This window comes from Pseudomonas sp. ZY71 (genome assembly GCF_036542145.1).
In the GTDB taxonomy this organism is placed as follows: domain Bacteria; phylum Pseudomonadota; class Gammaproteobacteria; order Pseudomonadales; family Pseudomonadaceae; genus Aquipseudomonas; species Aquipseudomonas koreensis_A.
In genome coordinates, this window is sequence record NZ_CP144274.1 from 1,887,680 (window position 1) to 1,897,957 (window position 10,278).

Here is a 10,278-nt window from a genome sequence, read left to right on the forward strand (position 1 = left end):
ATCCATAATCGACTCGATCTTACAGGTCGATGCATAGCGCCAGACATCTCGGTCGGCTCCCTCGCCCAAGGGAAGAGGGGGCTGACCGTGGGAGATTAGAAAATTACGCCGACCTGATCTAATCCATAATCGACTCGGTCTTTCAGGTCGATGTAGCTGGTGAGACATCTCGGTCGGCTCCCTCTCCCTCGGGAGAGGGCTGGGGTGAGGGGCGAAGGTGACACAAAAAGTCGAGTTAAACGCAGGCAAAAAAAAGCCCCGCATTTCGCGGGGCTCTTTGTTCTTGCGGCGGATCAGCTGCCTTTAACGGTTTTGCCGTTGACCGTGCCGTCCTGGAGCATGATGTTGTACTCCTTGCCGTCGGTTTCAACCTGTTGCAGGCGGACCAGCAGGTAATCCCAATCCTTGGCGAACCAGAGGACGGTGGTGCGCTTGCTTTGTGTCGGGTCGCGCACGCGCTCGACCTTGATCGCATCGATCTTGCCAGCCTTGGTTTCGACTTTTTCCGAACCCAGCACGCGGAAGTCATAGGTATCGACTTCGCCGTCATCGACCACTTGATAGCTCATGGTCTTTTTGCCAGCAGCCACATCATGTTGCAGCGCCAGTTGATAGGTGGACTTGTCGACCATGCCGCGGTTCAGCGGGATTTTCACCGCGTCGCCACGGTCGGTGCCGGTGACCATTTTGCTGTTCCAGTCGAAATCCAGATCAGCCTTTTTCGCTTTGCCCAGGCCACCACGTTCAAAGTGGTAGGACTGCGGCAGCAAGGTGTCCTTGTCCAGGGTCAGGGTGCTTTCTTCAGTGAGGCTGGCGATCATCATCGAGGCCTTGAAGCTGAGCTTCCAGACGCCGTTGGCCTCCTTGACCAGACTGCGCTCGGCGGTGCCGCTCATGGGCAGCTGTTTCCAGTCGGCGGTGTAGCTGGCGGAGAACGGTTGAAGTTCCGCTGCCTGCGCGAAGGGCAGGGCGAGCAGAGCGCAAGCGAAGAGCAGGGCGCGACGCATAATATCTCCTAGTGTCGAATCAAGTGGCCGCTGGCCGCGAGTAACTGGCCATCCAGTAAAGCACCGTGTTCACCGAGTGCCAGTCTGCCTTCGGCAAACCAGCGAACTGCCATCGGGTAGATCAGGTGTTCCTGAACGTGAACTCGCTGCGCAAGACTCTGCGGCGTGTCGTGCAACTCTACCGGTAATACTGCCTGTACGACCAGTGGTCCGCCATCGAGTTCCTCGGTGACGAAGTGCACGGAGCAGCCGTGCTCAGTATCGCCGGCCTCCAGCGCGCGCTGATGAGTGTGTAACCCTTTGTATTTGGGCAGCAGCGACGGGTGGATGTTGAGCAGGCGACCCTGATAGTGGCGAACGAAATCAGCGCTGAGAATGCGCATGAAGCCGGCCAGCACCACAAGTTTCGGATTGAATTCGTCGATCAGTTCGATCAGAGCAGCATCGAAGGCCTCGCGACCTTCGAATGCCTTGTGATCCAGCGAACGGGTAGCGATACCCGCGTCACTGGCGCGTTGCAGGCCGTAGGCGTCGGCGCGATTGGAAATCACTGCAGCGATGCGGACCGGGCTGTCGCCGGCCCGCGTGCTGTCGATCAGAGCCTGCAAGTTACTGCCGGTGCCGGACAACAGCACCACGACATCACAGGTTGCGGACATTAATGAGCCTTAAGGTTCTGCAGATCAACCTGAGCAGCGCCTTCGGCAGCGGCAGCGATCTGACCGATGACCCAAGGCTGTTCGCCGGCGTCACGCAGGGTGTTCAGCGCAACTTCAACGTGTTCCTGAGCCACGCAGATGACCATGCCAACGCCGCAGTTCAGCACGCGGTGCATCTCGGTCTCGTCAACGTTGCCCTTCTCTTGCAGCCAGTCGAATACGGCAGGGCGAGTCCAGCTAGCCACGTCAACCACGGCCTGAGCGCCTTTTGGCAGAACACGCGGGATGTTGTCGAGCAGGCCGCCACCGGTGATGTGGGCCATGGCTTTGACGGCGCCGGTATCTTTGATCAGCTTGAGCAGCGGCTTCACGTAGATGCGGGTCGGGGCCATCAGCAGGTCGGTCAGCGGTTTGCCGTCGAGCTGGATGTTTTCGATGTCGGCACCGGAGACTTCGATGATCTTGCGGATCAGCGAGTAGCCGTTGGAGTGCGGGCCGGACGATGGCAGAGCGATCAGCGCATCACCGGTGGCGACTTTCGAGCCGTCGATGATTTCAGCCTTTTCCACGACGCCGACGCAGAAGCCGGCCAGGTCGTAGTCTTCGCCTTCGTACATGCCAGGCATTTCAGCGGTTTCGCCGCCAACCAGCGAGCAACCCGACAGTTCGCAGCCAGCGCCGATGCCGGTTACCACCTGGGCAGCGGTGTCGACATTCAATTTGCCGGTGGCGTAGTAGTCGAGGAAGAACAGTGGCTCAGCGCCGCACACCACGAGGTCGTTGACGCACATGGCAACCAGGTCGATGCCGATGCTGTCGTGCTTGTTCAGGTTCAGCGCCAGACGCAGCTTGGTGCCGACGCCGTCGGTGCCGGAAACCAGTACTGGCTGCTTGTAGCCGGCCGGGATTTCGCAGAGGGCGCCGAAACCGCCCAGGCCGCCCATGACTTCCGGGCGCGCAGTGCGCTTGGCGACGCTCTTGATGCGTTCGACCAATGCTTCACCGGCGTCGATGTCTACACCGGCGTCCTTGTAGCTCAGGGAGGGTTGCTTGCTCATGATCCAGGCCTTTAGGGGAGGGGATTCAGGGGTAACGACCGAGTTCAGCGGGAACTTCGAAATCGACGGGGCGATGGCCTCACGCGAGTTTCGAGGTGCCCGGCTGTTGCCGGTCTGCGAAGGCGCGCGATTTTATCAGGCTTGAGGGGCAGCGGCCATCCTCGCACCGACGGGCAGGGCCATATCAGCGGAAATTTTTTGCAATTGAGCCGTATGAACGCCTGTATAAAGTGTGGCGATTAACCGTCTATCGTTATCACTGTGCAAAATTTTACCGCTGTCGTGTGAATGTTTAGTGCTGGCAGATTGTCACAGCCTTGCTTAACCGGTTCACGCGGCCTGTTCCAGCCGCTCCTGTCGACGGGAATTCTCCATGCGTTTGTGTAAATTGTTGTTTGTGGGTTGTTTGTCTCTGATCAGCCTGGCGAGTCACGCCGAAAATCTCAAAGGCCTTTATCAAGTGCGTGAGCCGGTCAATGGCCAGGCGCCGGAAGAGCGTGATCGCGCCACGCAGGCGGCGCTCGACACGCTGGTGTTGCGTCTGACCGGCGATCCGAAAGCTGCGCAAAACCCGGGGCTGGCGGCGATTCGCAAGGATCCGCAGCAAATTATCAGTCAATTCGGTTTCGATGCCGGGCCGCCGGAGGTGCTGAAGGTCGATTTCGATCCGGCGACCACCGAGCAGGCGCTGCGGCGAGCCGGGTTGGCGTTGTGGGGGGCCAGTCGGCCGTCGATCCTGAGTTGGTGGCTGAACGATTCGGCTGAAGGTTCGAGTCTGGTCGGTGATGGTCAGGCCGCTGCCGCGCCGTTGCGGACGGCCGCGCAACATCGCGGCTTGCCGTTGCGCTTGCCGCTGGCGGACTTGAGCGAGCAATTGGTTGCCACTGCGCCAGCGCTCGAAGGCACGGATCCGGCACCGTTGCGCGGCGCCTCCGAGCGCTACAACGCTGATGCCTTGCTGGCGGTGCATGCCCGTGAAGAAGGCGGGCAGTGGCAGGCCAAGTGGCACTTGTGGCTGGGCGATCAGAAAGAGGCGGGCAGTGTGCAGGGCGCCGATCAGGCCGCTGTCGCTGACGCGGTGATGCTGGCGGTGGCCGAGCGTCTGGCGCCTCGTTTTGTCGCAAAGCCCGGCGCTTCGGGGCAGCAAACCCTGGAAGTGCAGGGTATGAATCTTGAGCACTACGCGGCGCTGTTACGGTTACTCGAACCGTTTGGCGTGCGTCTGCAAAGTGTTGATGGCGATCGTATCGTCTATCGGGTCAATGGCAGCGCCGATCAGATGCGTGCGCAGTTGTCGCTGGCGAAGTTGCAGGAGTTGCCGGCCGAAGCACCCGCCCCGGTGGCGGCGCCACAGCCAGTGGCTGGCGGCGCAACACCTGTCGCGGCGCCAGCCCCGACCCCGGCAGCACCGTCGTTGCGATTTCGCTGGTAAGTCTTTCCTTATATAGAAGCAACAGGAGTGGTACATGGCCGATACGCGGCGTTGGTTCTGGCTCGGTGGGGTGGTCCTGCTGTGCGCGTTTGTATGGTTGTTGCACCCGATCCTCACGCCGTTTCTGGTGGCGCTGCTGCTGGCTTATCTGTTCGATCCGTTGGTGGATCGCCTGGAGCGGCTCGGTTTGTCGCGAACCTGGGGCGTGATCGCGGTGTTTGCTCTGTTCACCTTGATCGTCACCGCGCTGATGCTGGTGCTGGTGCCGATGCTTGCCAAGCAGTTGCTGCGTTTGTACGAACTGGCGCCGCAAATGCTCGATTGGCTGCAGCACACTGCAGTGCCGTGGGCGCAGTCGAAGCTGGGGTTGTCGGACGGTTTCTGGAAGTTCGATAAGGTCAAGGCTGCGATCAGCGAGCACATGGGTCAGACCACCGACATTGTCGGCGTGGTGCTGAGTCAGGCAACGGCCTCGAGTCTGGCGTTGATCGGCTGGCTGGCCAATCTGGTGCTGATCCCGGTGGTGAGTTTCTACCTGCTGCGTGACTGGGACGTGATGATGGCCAAGATCCGCAGCCTGCTGCCGCGTGATCGGGAAGAGACCATCGTATCGCTGGCCGGTGAATGTCATGAGGTACTGGGCGCGTTTGTGCGCGGTCAGTTGCTGGTGATGGTGGCGCTGGGCGTGATCTATGCGGCAGGCCTGATGATTGTCGGACTGGAGCTGGGGCTGTTGATCGGTTTGATCGCCGGACTGGCTGCAATCGTGCCGTATATGGGTTTCGTGATCGGTATTGGCGCGGCACTGATTGCCGGGCTGTTCCAGTTTGGCGGCGATCTGTATCCGATGGTCGGGATCGTTGCGGTGTTCATGGTCGGTCAGGCGCTGGAAGGCATGGTGCTGACGCCTTTGCTGGTGGGCGATCGTATCGGTCTGCATCCGGTGGCGGTGATTTTCGCGATTCTGGCTGGCGGCGAACTGTTCGGTTTCACCGGCGTGCTGTTGGCATTGCCAGTGGCGGCGGTGATCATGGTGCTGGTGCGCCATGTGCACGACTTGTACAAGGACTCCGACATCTATAGTGGCGTTGACGATCCGCAGTTGTAATGGCGCAGGGGCGGCCCGGCAAATCGCCGGGTTGGCCCGTGTCCTGCAGGCGCTGGCGCCAAAGAATCTGTCATAAATCCACTGCGTTATCGCAAACCTTTGATTTTGCTTGGACTCTGTCGCATTGTGCGCTCAGCTTCACGGGTATAAACTTCGCAAACTTTACACAGAGGCCACTAACGGTTCCTTGAGAACTGTTCAGTCAGCATGAAACCGATTCAGCTGCCCCTAGGTGTGCGTCTGCGTGACGACGCCACCTTCATCAACTACTACCCAGGCGCCAATGCCGCTGCACTCGGCTATGTCGAGCGTCTATGCGAAGCCGACGCCGGCTGGACAGAAAGCCTGATCTACCTGTGGGGCAAACACGGCGTAGGGCGTACGCATCTGTTGCAGGCGGCGTGTCTGCGATTCGAGCAGATGGGTGAGCCGGCGGTGTACTTGCCGTTGGCCGAGTTGATGGATCGCGGTGTCGAAATCCTCGATAACCTTGAACAGTACGAACTGGTTTGCCTGGATGATTTGCAGGTGATCGCCGGCAAGGCTGACTGGGAAGAGGCGATGTTTCATCTGTTCAACCGTCTGCGTGACAGCGGTCGGCGCTTGCTGATTGCCGCTTCCACCTCTCCGCGTGAACTGCCGGTCAAACTGGCTGACTTGAAATCGCGCCTGACCCTGGCGCTGATTTTCCAGATGCGTCCGCTTTCCGATGAAGACAAATTGCGCGCCTTGCAATTGCGCGCGTCGCGTCGTGGTCTGCACCTTACTGACGAAGTCGGGCATTTTATTTTGACTCGCGGCACCCGCAGCATGAGTGCGCTGTTTGACTTGCTTGAGCAGCTCGATCAGGCCTCGTTGCAAGCGCAGCGCAAGCTGACTATTCCGTTTCTGAAAGAAACCCTCGGCTGGTAGCCATCCCTTTGGTTCTGCGGCTTTCAGCGTGTTTCGGCATATTTCAGGCGCCAGAAAATCCGCTTTCCTGCACGCTGTGCAGGCCGCGTATCGGTTCAAATGGGCTTAAGCGCTTAGATGTAAACGAGAAACCGGGAAGTCACAAAAAGATCGATTGAATTTGCAAATGAGGCTGATAGCGGGCATAGTCTCGGCTTCTTTACAACTATCAGCCACGGTCGTGCCCATGCTAAAGCGCTTCGCACCCCTCGTGCCTCTCGCACTCGTCACCCTGTTGTACGGTTGCGCTGCTCATTCTCCAGTTCAAGAGCAGCCTCAACAGGTTAAAAATTCTGCCACGGCCCAGTCTTCCGTTATTTACCAGGAAGAGCTGGACACCGAAAAAGAACTCAATGAATTCAATGGCAAGAAGCCTTATCAGCTTCCTGTTCTGGCCGACAGCATCCTCGAACGCGGCATGTCCCTGATCGGTACCCGTTACCGTTTCGGCGGTACCTCTGAAGCCGGTTTTGATTGCAGTGGTTTCATCGGCTACCTGTTCCGCGAAGAAGCTGGCATGAACCTGCCACGCTCCACCCGCGAAATGATCAACGTCGATGCACCACTGGTATCGCGCAGCAACCTTGAGCCGGGCGATCTGCTGTTCTTCGCCACCAATGGTCGTCGCGGTCGTGTCAGTCACGCCGGCATCTACCTCGGTGACAACCAGTTCATCCACTCCAGCAGTCGTCGCAGCGGCGGTGTTCGCATCGACAGCCTGGGTGACAGCTACTGGAGCAAGACCTTCATCGAAGCGAAACGCGCTCTGGCCAACGCTCCGACAGTCGTTACTGCTCGTAAGTAATTCCCCTGTTGTCGCTGCGTTCGCAGCGACAATCAGGCTTCCGGCAACGGAGTAGACGTATACTTTACAAGGTGAAGTTAAAGTCTTACTTGAAGTTTGCCGCGTAGCCGCTAGAATCCTTTATCTAGTTTGATGGCAAACCGCCTGCGTGCTCACGCAGGCGGTTTTGTTTTCTGTCCTCCGGCAGAAAAAGCCGCAGCCAGATCAGGATGTTCTGCTTATGACGATGACGGCCCGCCTCACATTGATGCTCTGCGTAGCGCTGCTCAGCGCCTGCGCCAGTCGCACACCGCCTCCTGCGCCGGTGGTTCGCGCACCGGTCGTGTTCGGCCCCTCCCAAGCTTTTTCGCCTGCTGCTGAGGACGTGCTGTTTCGCGCGCTCGGCCTGGTCGGCACGCCTTATCGCTGGGGCGGCAACACGCCGGATTCAGGCTTTGATTGCAGCGGCCTGATCGGTTTTGTCTACCGTGATGCGGCGGGCATCTCTTTGCCACGTTCGACGCGTGAGTTGATCGTTATGCAGGCACCGAATGTCGGCAAGGAAGGCTTGCAGACTGGCGACCTGATTTTCTTCGCCACCAATGGCGGTTCGCAGGTCAGTCATGCGGGGATTTACGTCGGCGAAGGGCGCTTTGTGCATGCGCCGGCCACGGGTGGCACGGTCAAGCTCGACAGCCTGTCGAAGGCGTACTGGCAGAAGGCTTATCTGAGTGCCAAGCGGGTGTTGCAGCCGGAGCATCTGGCGCATAACCCTTAATTCAAGTTGCCCAAAATCTAATGTGTAGGAGTGAGCCTGCTCGCGATGACGGTGTCACATTCAACATCAATGTTGAATGATCGACCGCTATCGCGAGCAGGCTCACTCCTACAGTTGTTTGTGCATGGCTAAAATTATTTGCTGGCTGAGACTCGCCACACCTTGTTGCCAACATCATCCGCCACCAGCAAGCCCCCCTGCTGATCGATCACCACGCCCACCGGCCGACCGAGTGCATTCTCGTCCTTGTCGAGGAACCCGGTCAGCACATCCACCGGTTTGCCGCTCGGCTTGCCACCGGTGAACGGTACGAAAATCACTTTGTAGCCACTGTGCGGTTTGCGGTTCCATGAACCGTGCTGGCCGATAAAGGCACCTTCCTTGAACTGCGCCGGCAGGTTGTTGCCCTCGGCGAACGTCAGGCCCAAAGACGCAGTGTGCGGCCCGACTGCATAATCCGGGGCGATGGCTTTGGCCACCAGATCCGGGTTTTGCGGCGTAACGCGGACATCGACATGCTGGCCGTAGTAACTGAACGGCCAGCCATAGAAGCCACCGTCCTTCACGGAAGTGATGTAGTCCGGCACCAGATCACTGCCGATCTCGTCGCGTTCGTTGACCGCTGTCCACAGCGCGCCACTTTTCGGCTCCCAGGCCAGGCCATTGGGGTTGCGGATGCCCGAGGCGAAGATGCGGTGATTGCCGGTCGCCCGATCGACTTCCCAGATCGCCGCGCGGCCTTCTTCCTTATCCAGACCATTTTCGCCGACGTTGCTGTTCGAGCCGACCGTGACGTACAGCTTGCTGCCGTCCTTGCTGGCGATGACGTTTTTCGTCCAGTGGTGATTCAGCGTACCGCCGGGCAAATCGACAACCTTGATTGGCTGTGACTTGATCTCGGTCGCGCCGGGTTCGTAGTTGAAGCGCAGCAGGCGATCGGTATCGGCGACGTACAGGTCATTGCCAACCAGCGTCATACCGAACGGCGAGTTGAGGTTCTGCAGGAATACCGTGCGGGTTTCTGCGACACCATCATGATCGGCGTCACGCAGCAAGGTGATGCGGTTCGGACTCGGCACGCCCGCGCCAGCCTTGCCCATGACCTTTTTCATCACCCAGCCACGAATGCCGCTGCTGTCATCCGGTTTTGGCGGGGCGTTGGTTTCCGCCACCAGCACATCGCCGTTGGGCAGCACATAGAGCCAGCGCGGATGATCGAGGCCTTCCGCGAATGCAGCGACTTGCGTGCCAGTCGCTGCCGTCGGTTTAGCGCCCTCCGGCCAGCCGATCGCCGGGGCAATGTTCACCGTCGGAATCAGGGTCTTGTTTGGTTCAGGCAATTTCGGTGACGGGCCGGTGCCGTCGGAGACTTGCAGGCTGGAGGTCTCACCGCAGGCGGCGAGCCCTCCGGCGAAGGCGATGACAAAAACGAGCTGGGGCTTGCGCATTGCTGAATCTTCCCTATGAATGCATTCCTAATCATAGAGGAGGGCGCAAGCCCGATGGTTCAACTGCTCAGCCGCGGGCTTCCTTGAACAGCACGGCGATGCCCGGGTGATAATTGCCGGCTTCGCTGCGCAACTTGCGGTAGGCGTAAGGGAAATACCAGGCGACCGCGCAGGTGTGTTCCTTTTGCAGGTCGTCGACCATGTCCTGCAGCTCTTCAGGGCTGGCGCTGTGCTGGGCTTTTTGCGGCGCGACAAACAGGCAGCCGAGCTTGAGATCGCTGGCGTAGCTGATGCGCTTGGCGTCGTTAGTGATATCCAGCAGGGCCTGGGTCAGATTCAGGTTGGTAACCTTTGGCCAGCGCTGAGTGGCCTGGATAAAGGCGCGGTCTTCGGCGCCGGCGAGAAACAGATCGGCGCGGGCATTGCGCTCGCCTTCTTCGTTCTGTTTGCGCGTGACAGTGTCGTTCAAAGTGACCAGCTCAGCCATCCAGGCCGCCGCCGAGAGCAATCCGAGATTGGCTTTCTCGTCATGCCAGTAAGGGGTGTCGCTGTCGCCGCGCACGGCGTTGTAGCGGTCGATACAGTCAAACCAGCGTTCAAGCACCGGGCGCAGGAATTCCAGGCGCGGGTTGCTGATGATCATGCCTTGCATCGTCATCATCCTTTATTGTTGTAGTGGGCTTTTCGAGAAAAGCATGGCTCTTTGATATCATTTGTATCAGTGTGGCACAAGATTGGCGGCAGATAAGTGATCGGCGGCAGTTATTCGCCCGATGGCCGCCTCTTTAATTGACGCTCCACCCCCAACCCTCTAACCTTCGCGGCTTGTTTCAGGTGCTCTGTGACCTGCGTCGACAGAGTGAAACAGGGAAGCCGGTGAGGGTTGTCTTCAAGCGAAGAACCACCACGATCCCGGCGCTGCCCCCGCAACGGTAAATGAGTGAAAACTGCGCCTTGAGCCACTGCCTCGAAAGAAGCGGGAAGGCGCGCAGTCAGGCCAACGCCGCTCATGAGCCCGGAGACCGGCCTGATCCATCCAGCGGCATCACGGTG

General features: G+C 59.2%; 10 protein-coding genes and 1 riboswitch. Of the genes, 5 read left to right on the forward strand and 5 right to left on the reverse strand.

From position 1 onward, the window contains the following. Window positions 1-293: 293 nt before the first annotated feature. The 3 genes from VY732_RS08410 to purM are packed head-to-tail and all read right to left on the reverse strand — an operon-like array spanning window position 294 to window position 2,724. Window positions 294-1,007 carry a DUF3108 domain-containing protein gene (locus tag VY732_RS08410; protein ID WP_034156239.1) on the reverse strand — a complete coding sequence of 238 codons (714 nt, stop codon included), beginning with the start codon at window positions 1,005-1,007 and terminating at the stop codon, window positions 294-296. A gap of 8 nt (window positions 1,008-1,015) precedes the next feature. Further along, window positions 1,016-1,666, reverse strand: a complete 651-nt coding sequence (purN, locus tag VY732_RS08415) for a phosphoribosylglycinamide formyltransferase (RefSeq protein ID WP_137219631.1) — start codon at window positions 1,664-1,666, stop codon at window positions 1,016-1,018. Beyond that, window positions 1,666-2,724 (reverse strand): phosphoribosylformylglycinamidine cyclo-ligase, encoded by a 1,059-nt coding sequence (gene purM / locus VY732_RS08420; protein ID WP_077571719.1) that lies wholly within the window; start codon window positions 2,722-2,724, stop codon window positions 1,666-1,668. Before purM ends, purN begins: the two co-directional genes overlap by 1 nt. Before the next feature lie 373 nt (window positions 2,725-3,097). Here purM and VY732_RS08425 point away from each other — a divergent pair, with 373 nt between their 5' ends. From VY732_RS08425 to VY732_RS08445, 5 genes are all read left to right on the forward strand, one after another. Next, complete coding sequence (locus VY732_RS08425) at window positions 3,098-4,156, forward strand: DUF2066 domain-containing protein (RefSeq protein ID WP_331695167.1); 1,059 nt, start codon at window positions 3,098-3,100, stop codon at window positions 4,154-4,156. Between the two features lie 34 nt (window positions 4,157-4,190). Then, window positions 4,191-5,264, forward strand: coding sequence for an AI-2E family transporter (locus tag VY732_RS08430; protein WP_102900818.1), 1,074 nt, complete (start codon window positions 4,191-4,193; stop codon window positions 5,262-5,264). Between the two features lie 207 nt (window positions 5,265-5,471). After that, complete coding sequence (gene hda / locus VY732_RS08435) at window positions 5,472-6,176, forward strand: DnaA regulatory inactivator Hda (RefSeq protein ID WP_007919828.1); 705 nt, start codon at window positions 5,472-5,474, stop codon at window positions 6,174-6,176. A 226-nt stretch (window positions 6,177-6,402) separates the two neighbouring features. Then, window positions 6,403-7,020: a C40 family peptidase gene (locus VY732_RS08440; protein ID WP_007919826.1), complete on the forward strand. Its 618-nt coding sequence runs from the start codon at window positions 6,403-6,405 to the stop codon at window positions 7,018-7,020. 220 nt (window positions 7,021-7,240) lie between these two features. After that, entirely contained in the window at window positions 7,241-7,777 is a 537-nt protein-coding gene (locus VY732_RS08445) for a C40 family peptidase (RefSeq protein ID WP_123592704.1), read from the forward strand. 134 nt (window positions 7,778-7,911) lie between these two features. On the opposite strand, the gene VY732_RS08450 is transcribed toward VY732_RS08445, so the two are convergent. Both VY732_RS08450 and VY732_RS08455 read right to left on the reverse strand, forming a co-directional pair. Next, the gene (locus tag VY732_RS08450; protein WP_331695168.1) at window positions 7,912-9,225 is read right to left on the reverse strand and encodes a PQQ-dependent sugar dehydrogenase; all 1,314 of its coding nucleotides are present in this window, start codon (window positions 9,223-9,225) and stop codon (window positions 7,912-7,914) included. A 67-nt stretch (window positions 9,226-9,292) separates the two neighbouring features. Beyond that, the gene (locus tag VY732_RS08455; protein ID WP_331695169.1) at window positions 9,293-9,877 is read right to left on the reverse strand and encodes a hypothetical protein; all 585 of its coding nucleotides are present in this window, start codon (window positions 9,875-9,877) and stop codon (window positions 9,293-9,295) included. 163 nt (window positions 9,878-10,040) lie between these two features. Further along, window positions 10,041-10,270: riboswitch (cobalamin riboswitch) on the forward strand. Window positions 10,271-10,278 lie beyond the last annotated feature (8 nt).